Source organism: Blautia sp. LMAG:89, assembly GCF_008679485.1.
GTDB lineage: Bacteria > Bacillota > Clostridia > Lachnospirales > Lachnospiraceae > Blautia_A > Blautia_A fusiformis.
Genome location: NZ_NANC01000008.1, coordinates 67501 through 87707, shown reverse-complemented (window position 1 = coordinate 87707; position 20207 = coordinate 67501). Strand labels below are relative to the sequence as shown.

At 45.0% G+C, this 20207-nt stretch carries 22 protein-coding genes, 1 other RNA gene, 2 pseudogenes and 2 other annotated features (1 of these 27 running past the window's edge); of the genes and pseudogenes, 23 read left to right on the top strand and 2 right to left on the bottom strand.

Translation table 11 applies throughout. The features are described 5' to 3' along the window. The first annotated feature begins 435 nt into the window (after positions 1–435). From CCC70_RS11600 to CCC70_RS11495, 23 genes and pseudogenes are all read left to right on the top strand, one after another. Positions 436–1116, top strand: coding sequence for a VanZ family protein (locus CCC70_RS11600; protein ID WP_227589151.1), 681 nt, complete (start codon positions 436–438; stop codon positions 1114–1116). Between the two features lie 148 nt (positions 1117–1264). After that, positions 1265–1538: a binding site (T-box leader), on the top strand. Between the two features lie 97 nt (positions 1539–1635). Next, positions 1636–3291: a 2-isopropylmalate synthase gene (locus CCC70_RS11595; RefSeq protein ID WP_015526768.1), complete on the top strand. Its 1656-nt coding sequence runs from the start codon at positions 1636–1638 to the stop codon at positions 3289–3291. Between the two features lie 123 nt (positions 3292–3414). Beyond that, positions 3415–3792, top strand: coding sequence for a hypothetical protein (locus tag CCC70_RS11590; protein WP_287084876.1), 378 nt, complete (start codon positions 3415–3417; stop codon positions 3790–3792). A gap of 70 nt (positions 3793–3862) precedes the next feature. After that, positions 3863–4204, top strand: a complete 342-nt coding sequence (locus tag CCC70_RS11585) for a hypothetical protein (protein WP_287084875.1) — start codon at positions 3863–3865, stop codon at positions 4202–4204. Positions 4205–4211: 7 nt separating this feature from the next. Continuing rightward, positions 4212–4472, top strand: coding sequence for a DUF2142 domain-containing protein (locus CCC70_RS11580; RefSeq protein WP_330577204.1), 261 nt, complete (start codon positions 4212–4214; stop codon positions 4470–4472). A 171-nt stretch (positions 4473–4643) separates the two neighbouring features. Then, positions 4644–4787 carry a hypothetical protein gene (locus tag CCC70_RS11575; protein ID WP_287084873.1) on the top strand — a complete coding sequence of 48 codons (144 nt, stop codon included), beginning with the start codon at positions 4644–4646 and terminating at the stop codon, positions 4785–4787. Further along, positions 4784–5113, top strand: a complete 330-nt coding sequence (locus CCC70_RS11570; RefSeq protein WP_287084872.1) for a hypothetical protein — start codon at positions 4784–4786, stop codon at positions 5111–5113. The genes CCC70_RS11575 and CCC70_RS11570 overlap by 4 nt, the downstream gene beginning before the upstream one ends. Next, a complete protein-coding gene (locus CCC70_RS11565; protein ID WP_287084871.1) occupies positions 5052–5363 on the top strand; it encodes a hypothetical protein in 312 nt (103 codons plus the stop codon). The genes CCC70_RS11570 and CCC70_RS11565 overlap by 62 nt, the downstream gene beginning before the upstream one ends. 486 nt (positions 5364–5849) lie before the next feature. Further along, positions 5850–6614: a cell wall hydrolase gene (locus CCC70_RS11560; protein WP_287084870.1), complete on the top strand. Its 765-nt coding sequence runs from the start codon at positions 5850–5852 to the stop codon at positions 6612–6614. A 284-nt stretch (positions 6615–6898) separates the two neighbouring features. Then, positions 6899–8387: pseudogene (gene thrC / locus CCC70_RS11555) on the top strand (threonine synthase). Positions 8388–8469: 82 nt separating this feature from the next. After that, a non-coding RNA gene (ssrS, locus tag CCC70_RS11550) (6S RNA) lies at positions 8470–8646 on the top strand. Between the two features lie 59 nt (positions 8647–8705). Further along, positions 8706–9434: pseudogene (locus CCC70_RS11545) on the top strand (aldose epimerase family protein); the annotation flags it as partial. 107 nt (positions 9435–9541) lie between these two features. Further along, positions 9542–9763, top strand: coding sequence for an aldose epimerase family protein (locus CCC70_RS16375; RefSeq protein ID WP_330577201.1), 222 nt, complete (start codon positions 9542–9544; stop codon positions 9761–9763). Positions 9764–9839: 76 nt separating this feature from the next. Continuing rightward, positions 9840–10385 (top strand): GNAT family N-acetyltransferase, encoded by a 546-nt coding sequence (locus CCC70_RS11540; protein WP_287084868.1) that lies wholly within the window; start codon positions 9840–9842, stop codon positions 10383–10385. Positions 10386–10410: 25 nt separating this feature from the next. Beyond that, entirely contained in the window at positions 10411–11304 is an 894-nt protein-coding gene (locus tag CCC70_RS11535) for a YihY/virulence factor BrkB family protein (RefSeq protein WP_287084038.1), read from the top strand. A 47-nt stretch (positions 11305–11351) separates the two neighbouring features. After that, positions 11352–11573: a binding site (T-box leader), on the top strand. Between the two features lie 95 nt (positions 11574–11668). Continuing rightward, on the top strand, positions 11669–12688 hold the full coding sequence (gene pheS / locus CCC70_RS11530; protein ID WP_044962388.1) for a phenylalanine--tRNA ligase subunit alpha: 1020 nt from the start codon (positions 11669–11671) through the stop codon (positions 12686–12688). A 66-nt stretch (positions 12689–12754) separates the two neighbouring features. Continuing rightward, the gene (pheT, locus tag CCC70_RS11525; protein WP_015526758.1) at positions 12755–15172 is read left to right on the top strand and encodes a phenylalanine--tRNA ligase subunit beta; all 2418 of its coding nucleotides are present in this window, start codon (positions 12755–12757) and stop codon (positions 15170–15172) included. Continuing rightward, entirely contained in the window at positions 15172–15780 is a 609-nt protein-coding gene (locus tag CCC70_RS11520; RefSeq protein WP_021652918.1) for a histidine phosphatase family protein, read from the top strand. Before pheT ends, CCC70_RS11520 begins: the two co-directional genes overlap by 1 nt. A gap of 295 nt (positions 15781–16075) precedes the next feature. Further along, positions 16076–16288 (top strand): ferrous iron transport protein A, encoded by a 213-nt coding sequence (locus CCC70_RS11515; protein WP_044962386.1) that lies wholly within the window; start codon positions 16076–16078, stop codon positions 16286–16288. A gap of 144 nt (positions 16289–16432) precedes the next feature. Beyond that, positions 16433–18094: a MotA/TolQ/ExbB proton channel family protein gene (locus CCC70_RS11510; RefSeq protein ID WP_287084037.1), complete on the top strand. Its 1662-nt coding sequence runs from the start codon at positions 16433–16435 to the stop codon at positions 18092–18094. 14 nt (positions 18095–18108) lie between these two features. Further along, positions 18109–19203, top strand: coding sequence for an OmpA family protein (locus tag CCC70_RS11505; RefSeq protein ID WP_287084867.1), 1095 nt, complete (start codon positions 18109–18111; stop codon positions 19201–19203). Between the two features lie 41 nt (positions 19204–19244). After that, complete coding sequence (locus tag CCC70_RS11500; protein WP_114002824.1) at positions 19245–19430, top strand: hypothetical protein; 186 nt, start codon at positions 19245–19247, stop codon at positions 19428–19430. Continuing rightward, a complete protein-coding gene (locus CCC70_RS11495) occupies positions 19421–19642 on the top strand; it encodes a hypothetical protein (RefSeq protein WP_270390680.1) in 222 nt (73 codons plus the stop codon). Before CCC70_RS11500 ends, CCC70_RS11495 begins: the two co-directional genes overlap by 10 nt. Positions 19643–19669: 27 nt before the next feature. Here CCC70_RS11495 and CCC70_RS11490 read toward each other — a convergent pair whose 3' ends face one another. Together CCC70_RS11490 and CCC70_RS11485 are read right to left on the bottom strand one after the other, a co-directional pair. Next, a complete protein-coding gene (locus tag CCC70_RS11490) occupies positions 19670–19852 on the bottom strand; it encodes a hypothetical protein (protein WP_287084866.1) in 183 nt (60 codons plus the stop codon). A 277-nt stretch (positions 19853–20129) separates the two neighbouring features. Then, on the bottom strand, positions 20130–20207 hold the final stretch of the coding sequence (locus tag CCC70_RS11485; RefSeq protein ID WP_287084087.1) for an IS4 family transposase. It continues 1248 nt past the right edge of the window; 78 of the gene's 1326 nt are visible here — the last part of the coding sequence; its start codon lies off the right edge, out of view; it ends in the stop codon at positions 20130–20132.

The following is a 20207-nucleotide window of genomic DNA, read 5'->3' as shown; positions in this document are numbered from 1 at the left end:
CCAAGATGATCGCCCTTGTCATCCTGCTTACGAAGTCCGTGAGGGCCGTCGCTGACCATTACTTCCGGGATCCCCAAGCGTTCCACATGTTTCAGATGCCAGAAATCAAGACCTGAGCACATGCCGGCTTTTTCTTCCAGCGTCATCTGGCTTACGATTTTTTTCAGATCACGTTTCATTAAAAATACCTCCGAAATTTTTTTCTTACTATGAACTATAGCATGTTTTACTGGTAAAATATAACAAAAATTTGTTAAAAATAAAAAAATATTGTAGTTTAGCCGAATCAAGTAAGTCCCCGCTTCAATTGCGAATATCCGCATGACCCTCACATTTTCAGGAATATAAAAACGATATGCAGGTCGATTGACAGAGCAGTGAGAGATATCTTTTTCTGGCTTTTGTGGGAAGAGTGTAGTAATATAGGTAGGAATAATGACAGAGCTGCCGGATAGAAGAATGGTCGACTGTCTGGCTTATGTGAAAGGACTTATAATGAAAGACATCATATCAAGTATTATTACAAGTGTACTGACAGCTTTGTACCAGCCATTTTGGTTTTCTGTGATCCTGTCTGTGATGGTACTGTTTTTTTATCTCTTTGCCTACCATAATGAGACAGGTGGAAGGGGAATCAGGGGAGCTTTTTCCGTGTGGTGGCAGTATTTCAGAGGAAATGCTTTTTTTCGGAAGCTGTTTTTTCTGACCTTTTATACAACCATGATCTTGTTTCGCACGCTGCTGAACCGGGATATGTGGATGAATCCCCTTTCGGATGTGATGGCGAACTGGTGGATCTGGAAATATGGAGAGGATGGTACCAGATATCTCACAACTGAGTGTATTGAGAATCTGATGCTGTTCATTCCGTTCACGATCCTGCTGTTCTGGACCGCAGGAAAGAAAATATTGAAAAAAACAACATTCTTGAATATTGTGTGGACCGGACTTAAGATTACCTTTGTATTCTCACTGTCCATTGAACTTCTGCAGCTTTTCCTGAGGCTTGGAACGTTCCAGGTTTCTGATCTGACATATAATACTCTTGGAGGAGGTATTGGCGGGGCTGTGTACTGGATTGGTCATCAGCTTTCAGTCAGGCGGGGAGCCGAATAATGTCTGCCGCAGATAGCAGGAAGACAGAGAAACGGATCAGCCCGGATTGCTGTTCGTGAGTGATGCACTGAAATTTTTGCGCGGTGCATCGTTAAAATTTCATTGACAAATCTTCCATAACGTGTTAACCTAATACCAGTTTCAAAAAGAAAATGCGTAGATGAGGAATAGTACACAAGAGAACGGAGCACAGAGAGTTGCTGGCCGGTGAGAAGCAGCGGAAGGGATTTGTGGAACTCGCCTCGGAGCATCTGCCTGAAATCTTTATATATTATATAAGAGAGTAGACGCAGACGGTGTCCGCCGTTATCCGGAGAGGATATAAGGATGTATATACATTCCGTATCTGTCAAGTGTGTGAATTTTTATTCATGAAATAAGAGTGGTACCGCGTAGGACAGCAGTTGTCTTTCGTCTCTTGCAGAATCTGCAGAGTCGGAAGATTTTTTTTATGTCTTTATATCAAAAACAGAAACCAAAGAGAAATTTTAATGGAAACAGAAAGTGGAGGAAAACAAAATGATGACACCATCCAAGTACAAACGTCAGTATTACATGCCGCCGGTGAAATGTATGAAATGGGCGGAGAAAGAATATGTGGATAAGGCCCCGATCTGGTGCTCTGTAGACCTTCGTGACGGAAATCAGGCACTTGTGATCCCGATGAGCCTGGAGCAGAAAGTGGAATTTTTCAAGCTTCTTGTAAAGATTGGTTTTAAAGAGATCGAGGTTGGATTTCCGGCTGCTTCTGAGACAGAGTATGAGTTTCTCCGTACGCTGATCGAGCAGGATCTGATCCCGAAGGATGTAACGATCCAGGTGCTGACTCAGGCAAGAGAGCATATCATCCGTAAGACTTTTGAAGCTGTTAAAGGCGCCCCAAAAGCGATCGTTCATGTATATAACTCCACATCCGTATCTCAGAGAGAGCAGGTATTCAAAAAATCAAAAGAGGAGATCCTGAAGATCGCAGTAGATGGCGCTGCACTTCTGAAAAAGCTGGCTGATGAGACAGAAGGCAATTTTCAGTTTGAGTACAGCCCGGAGAGCTTTACGGGAACAGAGCCGGAGTATGCACTGGAGGTGTGCAATGCGGTTCTGGATGTATGGCAGCCCACTGCAGATAACAAAGCGATCATCAACCTGCCTGTTACGGTTGAGCATTCTATGCCGCATGTGTATGCAAGTCAGGTGGAATACATGTGTGATAATCTGAAATACCGTGAAAACGTGATCGTTTCTCTTCATCCGCACAATGATCGTGGATGTGGCGTTGCAGACTCCGAGATGGGTCTTCTTGCAGGTGCTGACCGAATTGAGGGAACTTTGTTCGGAAATGGTGAGCGTACCGGTAATGTGGATATTGTAACGCTTGGTATGAATATGTATTCCCAGGGTGTGGACCCGAAGATCGATTTTTCTGATATGCCGCATATTTGTGAGGTTTATGAGAAATGTACCGGAATGCAGATCTATGAAAGAAGTCCGTACAGTGGAGCTCTTGTATTTGCTGCATTTTCCGGATCGCATCAGGATGCCATCGCAAAGGGTATGCACTGGAGAGAGAACGGAGATCTGGAGCACTGGACTGTTCCGTATCTGCCGATCGATCCGACAGATGTGGGAAGAAACTACGACGCAGATGTTATCCGTATCAACAGCCAGTCCGGAAAGGGCGGTGTAGGCTATATACTGGAGACAAAGTTTGGCCTGAACCTTCCTCCGAAAATGCGCGAGGCTATGGGCTATGCAGCCAAAGCAGTGTCCGATCACAAGCACAAAGAGCTTCATCCGGACGAGATCTTCAGTCTGTTCAAATCTACCTTCGAAAATGTGGTTGAACCATACAGCATCAGTGAGGTTCATTTCCAGCAGAAGGAAGACGGCATCGTAACACGGGTTACTTCTACATTCCGTGGAAAAACCATCGTTACAGAGGCTTCCGGAAATGGTCGTCTGGATGCGGTAAGCAATGCACTGAAGAAAGCTTACGAACTGAAATACACACTGGAGACTTATCAGGAGCATGCTCTGGAGCAGAGTTCTTCCTCCAAGGCTATCGCTTATGTGGGAATCCGTAAACCGGATGGAACGCTTGCCTGGGGAGCGGGTGTTGATCAGGATATCATCCGTGCCTCTATTGATGCACTGGTAACTGCGATCAACAATCGATAAGCATCCGGTTCCGGATAGGTTTACAAAAAATGAGAAGCTGCCATAAAACGCAGCTTCTTTTTTTGCCGTGCAGATGCTATAATAGTGCGGAATGTGAAAATAACAGTGAGTAAGAGGGATATTATGAAAAATAAGAAAAAAAACAGGAGCTCATACAGCCTGTCTGCAGAGCTGAAAAACGCTCTGAAATATCTGCTGATATGGGGAATGATCCTGATCTTTTCCGCATATCTGCTTAGTGATTCGGAGATCCTCGGAAATGTAAAGCAGCAGGCAAGACCGGATACCTGGTCTATGATCGGTGCGGGAGGAAGCTTTGAAGAGGAGTTTACCTGCAAAACGAACCGTCTGTCCGGTGTGGAGCTTTTTCTTTCTACAGAGAGTGCATCGGTTGCTGGAACGTTTCAGATAACGCTGTATCAGAATGAAAGGGAGATCCAGAGCTGGCAGGCCAGCAGACTGACCATATTCGTCGGGGGATACCACGTATTTCCGGCTTGACCAGAAGCTTACGGAATGTAAGGGGCAGAAATTCCGGATCGTTTTAGATGGCGCAAAAGGGGATACCGGAGTGGCTGCAGGGTTGGTGAGCCAGAAGGATGATACACAGACACTTGCCTATCGGATCATTTCCAGGCCATTTCCAAAATCACTGGTGTTTCTGGTGATTGGAGCGGCGGCAGCTGTGATGCTGGTGATCTTTGCATTTCTGAAACGCAGACAGCTCCGGGCAGAAGTGGTGTTTGCCGTTGTTTATATTTTTATGAGTATCTGTACGCTGGCGGCGGTTCCGGCCTTTAATTCGCCGGATGAGTACAGCCATTATCTGAGAAGCTATGAGGTTTCCAGAGGATATCTGACGTCGGAAGGCAACGGAGGAAACGACTTATTTCTCATATGGAAGGACGTTTAACAGTGGTCTGGTTCCGGAATTTTCCGCCAAGGATCATGTATCATTATGGGATATCGGAGAGAATGCAGATCAGCGTATCGACCGGGAAAAAACACAGTTTTACGGATTTGGAAATACAGCCTTGTATGCACCTACTTCGTATCTTCCCCAGGCAGTAGGGATCCGCATTGCAGATCTGTTTACGGACCGGCCGATGGTTCTTGCCTATGCGGGAAGGATCGCCAATATGCTTATGTTTGGACTGCTCTTTTCTTTGCCATTCGTCTGACGCCTGTTGGGAAAAATTTCCTCGTACTTCTGGGGCTGGTACCTGTGAATATCCATCAGCAAATTCCATGTCAGCAGATGCCCTGGCCCTGGCTCTGACGGTTGCTCTGGCTTCCTTTGTACTGGCTATGCGATATAAACAAAAAGAAGTGATGAGTAGAAGACAGCTGATATGGATGTACGTGCTGACCGGATTCCTGTGTCTTTGCAAAGTGGTTTACATGCCGTTTTGCCTGCTCCTGTTCCTGATCCCGAAAGAACGGTTTTAAAAGCAGAAAAAATTACTGGTTTCATGTGGTCTGTGCAGGAACTGTGATCCTGATCTTAAGTTTCGGCTGGCTGGTCATTGCATCCCGATATCTCTGTGAGTCACAGCCAGGTGTGGATACAGCTGCACAGCTTGTGGGGATCCTGAAGGATCCGGCTGCCTTTGTCCTGACTTTTGTGCGGAGCCTGGATAATTTTGGTGTGACCTATCTTACAGAAATGATAGGAAGTAATCTTGGATGGCTGAACATTCCTGTCTGTGCCCTGCTGGCAATGGGATATCTTCTGATCCTGGTCCTTCAGGTTTCCGGGAATGATGATATGTCGGGAATCCGTCTGGATCTTCCCGGCAAAGGGTATTCTGGGCGGAGTTAGTCTCCTGGTATTTGCGCTGATCTTTGTAACGTTATACGGACAGTGGACAGCCTATGGCTACGATAAGATCCTGGGCGTGCAGGGACGGTATTTTCTGCCGCTTCTTTTTCCGCTGATCCTTGCGCTGAAGCCCAAACGGTTTGCCGAAGGAGCCGGGGAAACACCATGGGGACTGTTTCTGGGAGCCTGGAGTATCGATCTGTGTGTTTATGTGACACTTTTCGTGCAGGCATTGTGCCGTTTTGCATAAGGTGTCGGATCTGGTCGAGCAAAAATCCTTGACTGGCTGAAAACAAAATATTATAATCAAATCTGTAAATAACAGAGGAAAAAACTGTTCTGAAAAAGGATAAACAGGCAGATAGAAGTACGATTTCCGGAAAGTGGGTGTACAACATTGGACGGAGATGGAGACGCTATCTGTCTTTTTTTCTGAAATGAAATATGGCATGGGTGTGGATAACTCCGCGATTTTATGTGGATTTAATGTGGAATACATGTGGATAAAGTGTGGATAAAACACAAATACCGCCGTTGAAGCGTTAAATACGGGAAAAAGCTTGACATATTCAATATTATTAAATATAATTTTCCCATACATTACAAAAATGTTACAAACATGTAAAGGAAATCGTAATGATCCGTAAATATCCGGGAAGCGATGATAATGGGGGTTGTGATATCGCATCGGAGGATTATGGGCTGTTACAGAAAATGAAACGCAAGGAATGAGATTATGAAAGTTGAGAAAGATTTACGTGAGGCTGACGGAGTGCAGGATGAACGTAGAAATGGAAAAACCGGAGGAAATTCCGCGCGCAGTTTTGCAGTGCTGACATTATGTGCAGTTTTGGCGATGGTTATTTCTCTGGGGACAAGGACATTTGCAGAAAGTGAAGGGGGCAGGGTTTATGCAGCTTCAGATGGAGGAGAGAGCTCTCCCTATGAAGAGGTTGCTGTTCCTACCGGGATCGCAGGTGTGGTTTCAGGAGTTACGGATACACCATTATCCGGAAGCACGGTTACAAGGATCGGAAGCTCCTGTGAGCAGGTGATCGTAGGCCAGAGAGTACAGAGAGTGACCAATACTGCTGCAGATCTTAATGTAAGCTCCTCTATGGAAAACAAAGTAAATGAACTTGATGCAAGATCGATCACACTGGCAGAAAATCCCACACTGATGTCAGATGAAGACTATGATACACTTCTGAGGATCGTGGAGGCAGAAGCAGGAAGTGAAGATATCAAGGGCCGTGTTCTGGTGGCCAATGTCATCATGAACCGTGTAAAAAGCGAAGATTTTCCGAATACGGTGACAGAGGTTGTCTGGGATAACAGTGACGGCGTCCCGCAGTTTTCACCGACCTATGATGGCAGGATCAATGAAGTTGCAGTTTCTGATGAAACAAGGGAAGCGGTCAAGCAGGCGCTGAAGGGTGCTGATTATCTGAAGGTGCACTGTTCTTTATCCAGAAATCTGCAGCAGAGGAACATAATGTGAAATGGTTTGAAAAGGACCTGAAGAGGCTCTTTAAATACGGGGTCCATGAATTTATACATATAAATAGGAAGAACTGATGCAGTACAGAAGGAAACCAACCGCCGGCAGAAACAGACCGGCGGTTTCTTTTTATCCGAAAGCTGTGAATATCTGTCTGATTACAGGGTGGGATTGGGCAAGACAGATTCTTTTTTAAAAGTGGTGGCATTTTCCATAATTCCATGCTATAATGTGATAACGTTGAAAAGAAAACGAATATCTTACAATAGAAAGGCGGAACACCAATGCAGGTATTGTACAAGAGCACCAGAGGAAAAGAGCAGGCAGTTACAGCGTCTATGGCCATACTTAAGGGCCTTTCTGAGGACGGCGGACTGTTCGTGCCTGAAAGCATTCCACAGCTGGATGTACCAATGGACAAGCTGGCACAGATGACCTACCAGGAGACAGCATATGAGGTAATGAGCCGTTTCCTTACAGATTTACTGAGGATGAGCTTAAGAACTGTATCAACAAAGCATACGACAGTAAATTTGATACAGAAAAGATTGCACCTCTTCATGAAGCGGATGGTGCATATTTCTGGAACTGTTCCATGGCGCAACCATCGCATTTAAGGATATGGCACTTTCCATTCTTCCGCATCTGATGACAACTGCAGCGAAGAAGAATAATGTTAAGAATGAGATCGTGATCCTTACCGCAACATCAGGAGATACCGGTAAAGCTGCCATGGCAGGCTTTGCAGATGTGCCTGGAACGAAGATCATTGTATTTTATCCGAAGCATGGTGTCAGCCCGATCCAGGAGAAACAGATGGTAACTCAGAAGGGTGCCAACACTTATGTAGTAGGTATTACCGGTAACTTTGATGATGCCCAGACTGCAGTTAAGAAGATGTTCAATGATCACGAGCTGGCAGCAGAGCTGGATCAGGCAGGCTTCCAGTTTTCTTCTGCAAACTCTATCAACATCGGACGTCTTGTTCCTCAGATCGTATATTATGTATATGCCTACGCATCACTGGTACGCGACGGCAGGATCAAAGACGGACAGGAGATCAATGTGGTAGTTCCTACCGGAAACTTCGGAAATATCCTTGCTGCATACTATGCGAAACAGATGGGACTTCCGATCCACAAGCTGATCTGTGCATCGAATGAGAACCGTGTTCTTTATGATTTCTTCCGCACAGGAACCTATGACAGAAAAAGAGATTTCATCCTTACGACATCTCCTTCCATGGATATCCTGATCTCCAGCAATCTGGAAAGACTGATCTATCGTCTTACCGGAGAAAATGCTGAAAAATGTGCAGAGCTTATGAAATCCTTAAGTGAGGGCGGCGAATATACCATTACTGACGAGATGAAAGCACAGCTTGTTGATTTTTATGGTAATTTCTGCAGTGAAGATGAGACTGCACAGGCCATCAGTGATATCTACAAAAACAGCAATTATGTGATCGATACGCATACTGCAGTTGCAGCCGGCGTATATAAGAAGTATGTAAGTGAGACAGCGGATCATCTTCCGACAGTGATCGCCTCTACTGCAAGTCCGTATAAATTCACAAGAAGTGTTATGGAAGCACTTGGTGAGGAGCATAAAGATCTGGATGATTTTGGCCTTGTAGACGCATTAAGTGCGCTTTCCGGAGTACCTGTTCCACGTGCAGTTGAAGAAATCCGTACTGCCCCGGTTCTTCATGACAGGGTGGTAGATGCAGTGGATATGCCGGCAGCAGTAAAGGATATCCTTAAGATCAAATAATAATTGATAATAAAATCAGTAAGAAAATGTATTTTCTGTTGAAAAAGCACAAATACTGGTTTATAATAAAAACAACGAAAACCGAATCCTGGAATGTTCGATCCCCCTTTTCTTTTGAACCTACATTGACATTTTGGGAATCCAAAATCGCAGGTTGGATGTCAGACCTCACGTCGTGGTAGGCAGAAGACACTGTTGAGGATACCCACCTAGCATCTGCTAGGCGTCAAAAATAAGGGAACGGCATCCCGGGATTAATCGGTTAAAGACATAGAGCCGGTTAGTGGCTCTTTTTTCATATATGGGAGGAATTACAGCATGAGTGTTTCTGAAAGGAAATTTGGGACACTTCCTACAGGGGAAGAAATAAAGATCTATCATCTTGAGAATAAAAAAGGTGCCTACGCTGAAGTACTTCAGTATGGCGCGATCCTGGTGAAGATATGTGTTCCAGATAAGAACGGAGATCTGAAGGATGTGGTTCTTGGATATGATGATATCCGGGGATATGAGGTTAATGGATGCTTTTTCGGTGCAATCATTGGAAGAAGCGGAAACCGTATCGAGAATTCCAGATTTTTTATTGACGATAAAGAAGTGGTTCTTGCAGAGAATGAGAATCATAACAATCTTCACAGCGGTCCGGATGGCTTTGAGAAAAAGCTGTGGGAAGTAAAAGAAATTTCCCAGGAGAAGAACAGCGTGGATTTCTTCCGCATCAGTCCGGATGGAGAGAACGGATTTCCGGGAGAATTTTCCATTGTTGTGAAATATGAATTCACAGAGGAAAACGAACTGAAGATTTTTTACAGAGGACGCTCTGATGCAGCTACCGTTGCCAATATGACCAACCATTCTTATTTTAATCTGAACGGAGAAGGCAGCGGAGATGTGCTTGACCAGGAAGTATGTATTCATGCGAAGTATTTTACTCCGGTAAAAGACAGCCAGTCCATTCCTACCGGTGAATATGCACCGGTGGCGGGAACGCCGATGGATTTCAATGTTTCCAAACCGATTGGCAGAGACATTGAGGCGGACTTTGAACAGCTGAAGTTTACAGGCGGTTATGACCATAACTATGTAACAGATAATTATGCAAAGGCAATGTCCGTTCGATCGCTACTGCATACTGCAGGGAATCCGGTATCGGTATGGAGGTTTCCTCCGATTGCCCGTGTGTGCAGTTCTATGCAGGTAATTTTGTTAAGGATGAGAAGGGAAAGAACGGTCATGTTTATCATGAACGTTATGGATTCTGCCTGGAGACACAGGTGGAGCCAAATGCAGTCAATGTAGAGGATTTCCATTCTCCGATCCTGCTTCCCGGTGAAGAGTACAGCTCTGAAACGGTTTACCGTTTCTTTGTGAAATAACAGACAAACAGAATTAAAAGAGGTGCGAGAAGGCAATGCAGATACGTGTGGCAGAAGAGAAGGATGCAGCAACACTTTGGAAATTTATTCCTACTACGTAGAAAAAACTGCGATCACATTTGAATATGAAACACCTTCCATAGAAGAGTTTACGCATCGGATCCATGATATAAAGGCGAAATATCCGTATATTGTGGCAGAAGAGAACGGAGAGATCCTGGGATATGCTTATGGTTCTGCGTTTCATCCGAGGGCTGCTTATGGCTGGTGTGCGGAAATGTCCATTTATGTGAGGCATGACCGGCGGGGCAGCGGTGCAGGAGGCAGACTCTATCGAGCCCTGGAGAGTCTTCTTGCAGAGATGGGAATTCTGAACCTGAACGCCTGCATTGCAGTTGCACCAAAAGAAGATGAATACCTGACCAGTGCCAGTGTGGATTTTCATAAGCATTTCGGCTATAAGCGTGTGGGAGAGTTCCACAGATGCGGCTATAAGTTTAACCGTTGGTATAATATGGTATGGATGGAAAAGATGATAGGTGAACATAAGAGCCTGCAGCCGGAAGTAAAGCTTTTTCCGGAAATCCAGGATAAGATCGGATTTGAACGTTTTTCCTGGTGAAAAAAGAAACCTGAGGGAGGTCAGCATGGACGAGGAAAAGAAAAATATAATCCAGCTCATGCTGGGATTTGTGCGCAGGGCAAACGGAGATCATGTCAGTGCATATGCGGCCCAGGCAGCGTATTTTCTGATCATGTCTTTTATCCCGTTTATACTGTTTCTTACAACGCTGATCCGTTATACACCTTTAAGCTATAATGTTGTCAGGGATGCCATCATCGGGTTTGTGCCCGGAAATCTGCAGACCTTTGTGCTGAGCATTGTGGTAGAAGTATACAAAAGAAGTACAGCCATCGTGCCGTTGTCTGCGCTGATGGCGCTCTGGGCGTCCGGAAAGGGAATGCAGGCGATCACCAATGGTTTAAATACCATTTATCATGTAAAGGAAACCCGAAACTGGCTGATGACCAGAATCTATTCGGTTTTTTATATGCTGTTGTTTGTGCTGGCGATCATTGTCACTCTTCTGGTCCTGGTTCTTGGTAATCGGATCCAGGTAGCTGCACAGAGAACCATTCCGATTCTCGGGAGGCTGCTGGCCAAGGTTATAGGGGCCAGGACATTGCTTGTATTTGCCGTACTGTTTGCAGTGTTTCTGGTCCTTTATAAAGTGCTTCCAAACCGAAAAGCAACCTTTAAAAGCCAGCTTCCGGGTGCATTTATGATCGCAGTGGCATGGATGATATTTTCCTATGGATTTTCCCTGTATTTTGAATTTTTTCCGAATTTTGGAAATATGTACGGAAGTCTGACTGCGCTGATCATGGTAATGCTGTGGCTGTATGTGTGTATGAACCTGCTTCTTTACGGGGCGGAGATTAATGCCTACTTCGAAAATGAATTCCGAAAGGCCCAGAGATCTGTAAAAACACTTCTTTCCAAGAAAGAAAATGAAAAAAACAGTACCAAAGAATCCTGACTTTGCGCTTGACAGAAGACAGACCTTGTGGCATAGTATTAAAAGACAGAAAAGCTGTGAAGGTGTTTATAGAGGATCGTTTTCTCACAGAGAAGGGAAGTCACCGGCTGTAAGCTTCCCCGAGTTCAGATGGTTCTTGAATTTCCCACCGGAGCTTCCTCTCTGAAGTAACAGTAGGAGATGACGTAAGCTGCGCGTTAAGCAGACAAGAGGTGCCCGTGATCTTTTCATGGGAAACTGGGTGGTACCGCGGATATTCCGTCCCTTTTATAAGGGACGGTTTTTTTATTGCCCATATCTGGATCTTCGGGGTGGGCGGCGGATCATTTGATCATTTTAATTAAAGGAGAAATAGACCATGGATATGAAAGAAAGACTTCAGGAACTGGCTGAAAATGCCAGAAAACGGATCGAGGAATCCGAGGGCCTGGATAAGCTGAATGATGTGCGTGTTGCATATCTTGGAAAAAAAGGTGAGCTTACTGCAATCTTAAAAGGTATGAAGGATGTTGCTCCGGAAGAGCGTCCGAAGGTTGGACAGCTTGTCAATGAGACAAGAGCTAAGATCGAAGAACTTCTGGAAGCCTCCAAAAAGGATTTCGAGGAGAAGGTCCGTGAGGAAAAAATGAAGGCAGAAGTGATCGATGTAACACTTCCTGCAAAGAAAGCGAAGATCGGTCATCGCCATCCGAATACTATCGCGCTGGAAGAGGTTGAGCGTATTTTCATCGGAATGGGCTATGAGGTTGTGGAAGGTCCGGAGGTTGAGTATGCGGACTACAACTTTACTAAGCTGAATATTCCGGAGGATCATCCGGCAAGAGATGAGCAGGATACATTCTTTATCAATGATTCCATTCTGCTCCGTTCCCAGACATCACCGGTGCAGGCACGTGAGATGGAAAAAGGCAAGCTTCCGATCCGTATGATCGCACCTGGCCGTGTATTCCGTTCTGACGAGGTAGATGCAACACATTCACCTTCCTTCCATCAGATCGAGGGCCTTGTTATTGATAAGAATGTTACGTTTGCAGATCTTAAGGGAACCCTTCAGGAGTTTGCAAAAGAGCTGTTCGGACCGGAGACAAAGACCAAATTCCGTCCGCATCATTTCCCGTTCACAGAGCCGAGCGCTGAGGTTGATGTTTCCTGCTTCAAATGCGGCGGAAAAGGCTGCCGTTTCTGTAAAGGTTCCGGCTGGATCGAAATCCTTGGCTGTGGTATGGTTCATCCGAATGTTCTCCGTATGTGCGGGATCGATCCGGATGAGTATACAGGATTTGCCTTTGGTGTAGGTCTGGAGCGTATCGCACTTCTGAAATATGAGATCGATGATATGCGTCTTCTCTATGAGAACGACAGCAGATTCCTGAAACAGTTCTAAAACAGTGAACACGGATCATGAGTATCCGTCTGACAGTAAATATAGAAAAAAGAAGGGACAACCAAAATGAATACTTCATTATCTTGGATTAAAACATATGTGCCGGATCTGGATGTAACGGCACAGGAATATACAGATGCCATGACCTTAACAGGCACAAAGGTAGAGGGCTTTACAGAGCTGGATGCAGATCTCGATAAGATCGTGATCGGCCAGATCGATAAGATCGAGAAGCATCCGGATGCAGATAAGCTGATCATCTGCCAGGTAAATATCGGAACTGAGAGTGTGCAGATCGTAACAGGCGCTCCAAATGTAAAAGAAGGAGATAAGGTTCCGGTTGTTCTTGATGGCGGACGTGTTGCAGGTGGCCATGATGGAAAAATGACTCCCGGAGGGATCAAGATCAAAAAAGGCAAACTCCGTGGCGTTGAGTCCTTTGGTATGATGTGCTCTATCGAGGAACTTGGAAGCACCAGAGAAATGTATCCGGAAGCACCGGAATACGGAATCTATATTTTTCCTGAGGACGCAGTTGTGGGTGAGAGCGCTGTTAAGGCACTTGGCCTTGACGATGTGGTATTTGAGTATGAGATCACTTCCAACCGTGTAGATTGCTACGGTGTTCTTGGAATCGCAAGAGAGGCAGCAGCAACCTTCCAGAAGAAATTCTGTCCGCCGATTGTAGAGGTTAAGGAAAATGATGAGAAAGCTTCCGATTATGTAAAGGTTACTGTAGAGGATCCGGAGCTTTGCCCGCGTTACTGCGCAAGAGTTGTAAAAAATGTCAAGATCGGTCCGTCCCCGAAGTGGATGCAGAGATGTCTGGCTTCCAATGGAATCCGCCCGATCAACAACCTGGTTGATATCACAAACTATGTAATGGAAGAGTTTGGACAGCCAATGCATGCATATGATCTGGATACTATCGCAAATCAGGAGATCGTTGTACGCCGTGCAGGAAAAGATGAGAAATTCGTCACACTGGATGGCCAGGAGCGTATCATGGATGAGAACGTTCTGATGATCTGTGACGGTGAGAAGGCTGTCGGCATCGCAGGTATCATGGGTGGAGAGAATTCCATGATCACAGACGATGTAAAAACGGTTCTTTTTGAGGCGGCGTGCTTCGATGGAACCAGCATCCGTCTTTCTTCCAAGAGGATCGGACTTCGTACAGATGCATCCGGTAAATTTGAGAAGGGTCTTGACCCGAACAATGCACAGGCTGCAATTGACCGTGCATGCCAGCTGATGGAAGAACTTGGTGCAGGTGAGGTTGTAGGCGGAATGGTTGATGTCTGCAGCGAGACAAGAGAGCCATCCAGAGTAAAATTTGAGCCTGAGAAGATCAACAAGCTTCTTGGAACCAGCCTTACAAAAGAAGAGATGATCGATTATCTTGGACGTGTAGAACTGGCTTATGATGAAAAAACAGACGAGATCGTTGCACCGACATTCCGTCAGGATATCCACTGTAATGCAGATGTTGCAGAGGAGGTTGCAAGATTCTATGGCTATGATAAGATCCCGATGACACTTCCTACAGGAGAGGCTACTACAGGTAAGCTGCCATTTAAGCTTCGTATCCAGGAGGTTGCAAGAGATATCGCAGAATACTGCGGATTCTCAGAGGGAATGTCCTATTCTTTCGAAAGCCCGAAGGTATTTGACAAGCTTTGTATTCCTGAGGACAGTGATCTTCGTAAAGTCATCACCATCAGCAATCCTCTTGGAGAGGACTACAGTATCATGCGTACAAGCACACTGAACGGTATGCTGGCATCCCTTTCCACAAACTATAACAGACGTAATAAAGATGTTCGTCTTTACGAGCTTGGAAATATCTATCTTCCGAAGTCCCTCCCGGTTACAGAGCTTCCGGATGAGCGTACCATGTTTACACTTGGAATGTACGGAAAAGGCGATTTCTTTGATATGAAGGGTGTATGCGAGGAGTTCTTCGAGAAGATCGGAATGAAGAAAAAGGTTACCTACGATCCAAACAGCGGAAAACCATTCCTTCATCCGGGAAGACAGGCTAACATGATCTACGAGGGTAAGGTAGTTGGATACTTAGGTGAGGTTCATCCGGCTGTTGCAGATAATTACTCTATCGGAGAAAAAGCATATATCGCAGTGATTGACATTCTGGATGTTCTGGAATTTGCTGGTTTCAACCACAAATATACAGGAATTGCCAAATATCCGGCTGTAACTCGTGACCTGAGCCTTGTAGTTCCCCATGCAGTTCTCGCAGGACAGATTGAGGAGATTTTTGATCAGAGAGGCGGAAATATTCTTGAGAGTTATCAGCTGTTCGATATCTACGAGGGCGCACAGATTGAGAAAGGTTTCAAATCCATGGCTTATTCTCTGGTATTCCGTGCCCATGACAAGACTCTTGGTGAAAACGAGATCTCCGCAGCAATGAAAAAGATCATGAATGGTCTTAACGGACTTGGAATCGAGCTGAGAAGCTGATGCTGATCTACATTGTAAGACATGGCCTGACTGAGTGGAATAAATTAAAAAAGCTTCAGGGTGCAGCGGATGTACCTCTTGCGAAGGAAGGGATCCTTCTTGCAGAAAAAACCGGAGAAGCTCTCCGTAATGTGAAGTTTGATATCTGTTTTACAAGTCCGCTCTCAAGGGCAAAACAGACGGCAGAATATGTTCTGGGGAAACGTGATGTTCCGATCATACCGGATAAGCGGATCCAGGAGATCGATTTTGGCGTGCTGGAGGGTGATCAGGTAAGAGATGCAGATGGCAATTATATCGATCCGCAGATCGAGACTTTTTTCCGTGATCCGGTAAATTTTAAACGACCGGAAAAGGGCGAGGACATTTTTGATGTGATCGCCAGGACAAAGGATTTCTGGGATGAAATAACATCAGATCCGACTCTTGCGGATAAAACAATTCTTGTTGCCTCTCATGGATGTGCAGTCCGTGCTCTTCTTCAGAATGTAGATCCTGATCCGGAGAATTTCTGGAGAGGCTCCGTGCCGCCAAACTGCTGTGTTAATCTTGTGGAAGTAAAGAATGGAAAGACAACGCTTCTGGAAGAAGATAGAGTTTATGCATAGAAAATAATGAGAAACGCAGAATAACTGTAATGGCTGTTCTGCGTTTCTTTTTTGCTTGTTTTTATTGGTGGAATTTCACAGGTTATGATTGACTAATTGAGGTAAAATGAGATAAAATATATAAAAGTAATGAATAATTCAGAAAAATAAAAGTTAAACTTTACTAATTATATAAAGATGCAGAATTGTGTTGGAATTATATGAAATCATTTAACCAAGTGCGGATTGCGAATATCCGCCTACGGATAGAGGATAATTACTGATAGCGATGTGATATATGGAATGGGGTGAGTATATGCAGTCATTAAATGAGACAAAAGCAGGGGAAAGCTACACGATCAAGTGGATGACCGGAATGCCGGAGACTATGGAACAGATCAGGCAATATGATGTCAGTGAAGGAAAGACCGTACAGATCATAAGCAGGATACTTGGCGGAGTGATCGTAGGTGTTTGCGGACGCAGGATCCTGATCAGCGATGATGCAGCCTGCCGTATAAAAGTATAAATAAAAGTATAAATAGAAAAAAGACGAAAGGACAATTCTTTTGGCGAAGGAATTGTCCTTTCTGGTTGTTTTAGGGAAGATGTTATGATAGTATGGGAACAAAAGAGTAACTTTTTTCAAAAATAAAGACAGGGGAGGCATATTATGGGAAAAAAGTTTATGAATACAGTGCTGTTTCTGGCAGTAACAGTGGCCGCGGCAACCCTGACTGCTTATGTTGGAAAAGGCTCCGGGAATGTGTTGCTTTATAATTTTACATTTCTGGGACTTATGCTGATCATATACGCAGTGGGGCTTTTTGCAGGTTTATATCGGATGGATAACCTATCAAGAGCACTGAAGCATGGCTCTGGTGAGATCACAGAAGTGTTTCAGCTTCCGGGAAGAGCCAGAAAAGAAGAGATTGGGCAGCTGCGAGGGATTTTCGGTGACCGCTATCTCGACAAAAAGATGGATGATTTTGTTGACAGCATCAGCAGAACGGAAGAAGGGATCGCTGAAGTAGAGGATTTTGTGAATATTGAGGATGTAGATGTACATATCCACAAGAGACTCCTTGAGATGGCTCCGGACATTTTTACAAGCCTTGGTATCCTTGGAACATTTATCGGTCTTGTGTGGGGACTTAAGAACTTCCAGCCCACAGATTATGAAGTGATGACAAGCTCGGTATCCGCTCTTGTAGATGGTATCAAAGTTGCGTTTTTGACTTCCATTTATGGAGTTGCACTTTCTGTTGTGTACACATTTGGGATGAAAAGCGGATATTCTGCGATGTCCCAGGCGATGCAGGATTTTCTGGATCGTTTTCACGCACTGGTGCTCCCTACTGCGGAGAATGAGTCCTGGAATCTCCTTGTTTCCAGCCAGAAGACACAGACAGTAGCCATGAAACAGATGGCGGAACAGTTTTCTGTGCAGATGGCAGATAGCTTTGAGAAAGTGATCACACCTACTTTTCAGAAGATGAATGATTCTCTGGACGTTCTTACCGCATCTGTGACAAAAGGGCAGCAGGATGCGATCCGGGAGATCCTGGATACGTTTTTAAGCGAGATGCATGGGTCCTTTCAGATGCAGTTTGAAGATTTTAATGATGCTCTGGCAGAACTTAAGAAGGTGCAGAAGGAGAATACAGAATATACATCAGAATTGTACAAGACCATGAGCAGTCAGCTGAGTGAAACTTTTACGAAGCAGGAACGTGCCATGAAGGATGCCATTAAGGAAATCGATGAGATGCAGAGCCGTTATATGAAGACTGCAGACCGTATTATCCGGGATAATCAGATGATCCAGCAGCTGCAGAAACAGGATTACGAAAAGTTTGCCCGGCATATGCATGAAAATGAAAAAGAATCCGCAGATCTCTGGAAAACCTGCAATGCATCTATGCGCCAGTATGTGGACAGTGCTGCAGAAGGGATGAAAGCAGTTGCGGATTCCAATAGGATCAGCGAGGAGCTTCTTCGTGAAGATAAGAAGATGATCGAAGATTTTGAAGCCAGAGTGAAAGAATTTACCGAGAGCCAGAAGATGGTCAACAGTGTTCTGGATGAGGTACGCAGGCTTCTTTCTGAGATCAAGACGGCAAAAAATAACCGTGATATCCATCTGATCGCCGGACAGCCCTGGGGCTATGGAAGCAATGCCGGTATCCAGGAACTTAAGGATAAGCTGACGGGTCTGGAGGATCTTCTGGAAGGACAGGGTGCAAGACAGGAAGCGCTGCTGGATGAGATCGAGCGCAGTATCCGTGAGGCAACGAAGGCAGCACAGAAAAGCCGTTTTGGTTTATTTAAATAAGAGAGGAATTGTCAATGCGCAAAAAAAGAAAGCCGGAGGAGCATGGGTTTAATGTCTGGCGTTCTTATTCGGATATGATGGCAGGAGTTTTGCTGCTTTTTGTTCTGATCATGTGTGTGACACTTTTTCAGGCACAGAAGAGCTATCAGGACAGTCTGAAGGAACGGGATGAAAAAATCGCTCTTCAGGAAAAATATACAGAAGAGCTTCTGGAAAAACAGAATGCGCTGGATGAGCAGGCGGGGACATTAAAAAGCCAGGATGAGCAGATCAAGTCCAAGGACAAGCAGATCAAATCTCAGGATGAAGAACTGTCTTCTCTGGCGGAGAAGCTTGCCAAACAGCAGGAAACACTGGAGGCACAGCAGAAGAAGTTGAAAGAACAGCAGAAAAAGCTGTCCTCTCAGAAAAAGAAGCTTTCCAGTCAGCAGGATACACTGAAAGAGCAGCAGTCTGCGCTGGATGAAAAAACAGAGCTTCTGGAAGAGCAACAGGAGAAGATCGACAAGATCATCGGCGTGAAAGCGGAGGTTGTGGAAGCTTTGCAGAAGGAATTTGAGAAAAAGAACCTCAATGTGGATATTGATCCACAGACAGGTGCGCTGACGTTGAATGCCAATGTTATGTTTGATTATGATCAGGCAGAGCTTACCGATTCCGGTAAGATGACATTGTCTATGGTACTGCCGACATATTGTAAGGTATTGCTGGATGATTCCTATAAGAAATATCTTGGCGAGATCATTATTGATGGTTATACGGATACAGACGGAGATTACAGTTATAACCTGGAGCTGTCACAGAAGAGGTCTCTAGCGGTAGCGCAGTATCTTTTGGATATTAAGAGTGATTTTCTGAAGGATTCACAGGTTCAGGAACTGAAGGATTGTCTGACAGTGAATGGGCATTCCATGTCAGATCCGGTTTTGGATGCAGAAGGAAATGTAGATAAGGATGCGTCCAGACGTGTAGAGGTAAAATTCCGTTTGAAGGATGAAGAGATGATCCAGGAACTGAATAAGATCATGCAGGGAGATTCTGCAGAGTCCGACAGTGCTGCTCAGAAAAAAGAAAAGAATCAGAAAGAAAATCAGGATAATAAGCAGTAATAAAATATGGCTGTTTTATATTTTATTAGGGAGGATTGGGTATGAAAAGAAAACTGGCATTGATGCTGACAATGACGCTTCTGGCTGGCAGCCTGGATTCGGGAATGCTGGTCAGTGCAGCTGATTTTTCAGCAGAAGAGAGTGTGGAACAGGCAGTGGAAGAGGAACTTTTTCCGGCTGTACATCCCTTTCTTCCATCCACATTCTGGATAATGGGGTGGTGGTAGAAGCAGGTGCATTTAAGCAATGTATAAGTCTTACCCGTATCCATATCCCTGCATCAATGGTTACACATGGTTATATGGGTGAGAGTCCGGCGTATCCGGGAATTTTTGCGGGAGATACAGGTCTGACGACGGTCGCCTTTGTGAAAGGGATCACAAAGATCGCCAAGTACAGAACTCGCCTTCGGCTCAGACAGCAGGCCCTGCCGCAATAACGCCGTCTCCCGCAGTCCAAGTAGTAATCACCCCTCCTCCGCAGCAGCCCGGCTCAGCGTACCACCATAAATATCGAAGAATACAGGAACCAGATCGGCACAACGTACCACTATAAGTACCGAAGAATCCCAGAACCAGATTGCAGATCGGCACAGCGTACCACCATAAGTACCGAAGAATACAGAAACCAGATCGGCACAGCGTTCCATTCTGAGTACCGCAGCATACAGACAAAAGTCAACAACGCAGCACACACAACAACGCAGAACTCCTTCCGTGCCCAAGAGGGTGGGGGTGCAGGGGGAGGGCCTTCGGGCCAATGTCATTTAGTTAGGGACTTTTTATTAAAAAATATTTTTAGGATATAAGTTATGCTGTAAGTTTTCATTATATAATACCCCAAAACGCACAGACTTCCCCCTTGGCAGGCAATTACAGTTTTTAAACAATCTCTTTTCTATTCTTAAAAATTATAGTATTCTTATATTAAGATACTCTATATCCAAAGGCTACAAAACCTTTCATCTTCTTGGAACGGGGGAATTTCCGGCCGGGTCTGACCGG

Excerpts from the sequence above, each read along its gene's own strand:
- CCC70_RS11600 (WP_227589151.1), top strand. The coding sequence starts at position 436 with ATGACAGAGCTGCCGGATAGAAGAATGGTCGACTGTCTGGCTTATGTG.
- CCC70_RS11595 (WP_015526768.1), top strand. The coding sequence starts at position 1,636 with ATGATGACACCATCCAAGTACAAACGTCAGTATTACATGCCGCCGGTG.
- CCC70_RS11590 (WP_287084876.1), top strand. The coding sequence starts at position 3,415 with ATGAAAAATAAGAAAAAAAACAGGAGCTCATACAGCCTGTCTGCAGAG.
- CCC70_RS11575 (WP_287084873.1), top strand. The coding sequence starts at position 4,644 with ATGGATGTACGTGCTGACCGGATTCCTGTGTCTTTGCAAAGTGGTTTA.
- CCC70_RS11565 (WP_287084871.1), top strand. The coding sequence starts at position 5,052 with ATGATGATATGTCGGGAATCCGTCTGGATCTTCCCGGCAAAGGGTATT.
- CCC70_RS11560 (WP_287084870.1), top strand. The coding sequence starts at position 5,850 with ATGAAAGTTGAGAAAGATTTACGTGAGGCTGACGGAGTGCAGGATGAA.
- CCC70_RS16375 (WP_330577201.1), top strand. The coding sequence starts at position 9,542 with ATGGAGGTTTCCTCCGATTGCCCGTGTGTGCAGTTCTATGCAGGTAAT.
- CCC70_RS11535 (WP_287084038.1), top strand. The coding sequence starts at position 10,411 with ATGGACGAGGAAAAGAAAAATATAATCCAGCTCATGCTGGGATTTGTG.
- pheS (WP_044962388.1), top strand. The coding sequence starts at position 11,669 with ATGAAAGAAAGACTTCAGGAACTGGCTGAAAATGCCAGAAAACGGATC.
- pheT (WP_015526758.1), top strand. The coding sequence starts at position 12,755 with ATGAATACTTCATTATCTTGGATTAAAACATATGTGCCGGATCTGGAT.
- CCC70_RS11520 (WP_021652918.1), top strand. The coding sequence starts at position 15,172 with ATGCTGATCTACATTGTAAGACATGGCCTGACTGAGTGGAATAAATTA.
- CCC70_RS11515 (WP_044962386.1), top strand. The coding sequence starts at position 16,076 with ATGCAGTCATTAAATGAGACAAAAGCAGGGGAAAGCTACACGATCAAG.
- CCC70_RS11510 (WP_287084037.1), top strand. The coding sequence starts at position 16,433 with ATGGGAAAAAAGTTTATGAATACAGTGCTGTTTCTGGCAGTAACAGTG.
- CCC70_RS11505 (WP_287084867.1), top strand. The coding sequence starts at position 18,109 with ATGCGCAAAAAAAGAAAGCCGGAGGAGCATGGGTTTAATGTCTGGCGT.
- CCC70_RS11500 (WP_114002824.1), top strand. The coding sequence starts at position 19,245 with ATGAAAAGAAAACTGGCATTGATGCTGACAATGACGCTTCTGGCTGGC.
- CCC70_RS11490 (WP_287084866.1), bottom strand. The coding sequence starts at position 19,852 with ATGGAACGCTGTGCCGATCTGGTTTCTGTATTCTTCGGTACTTATGGT.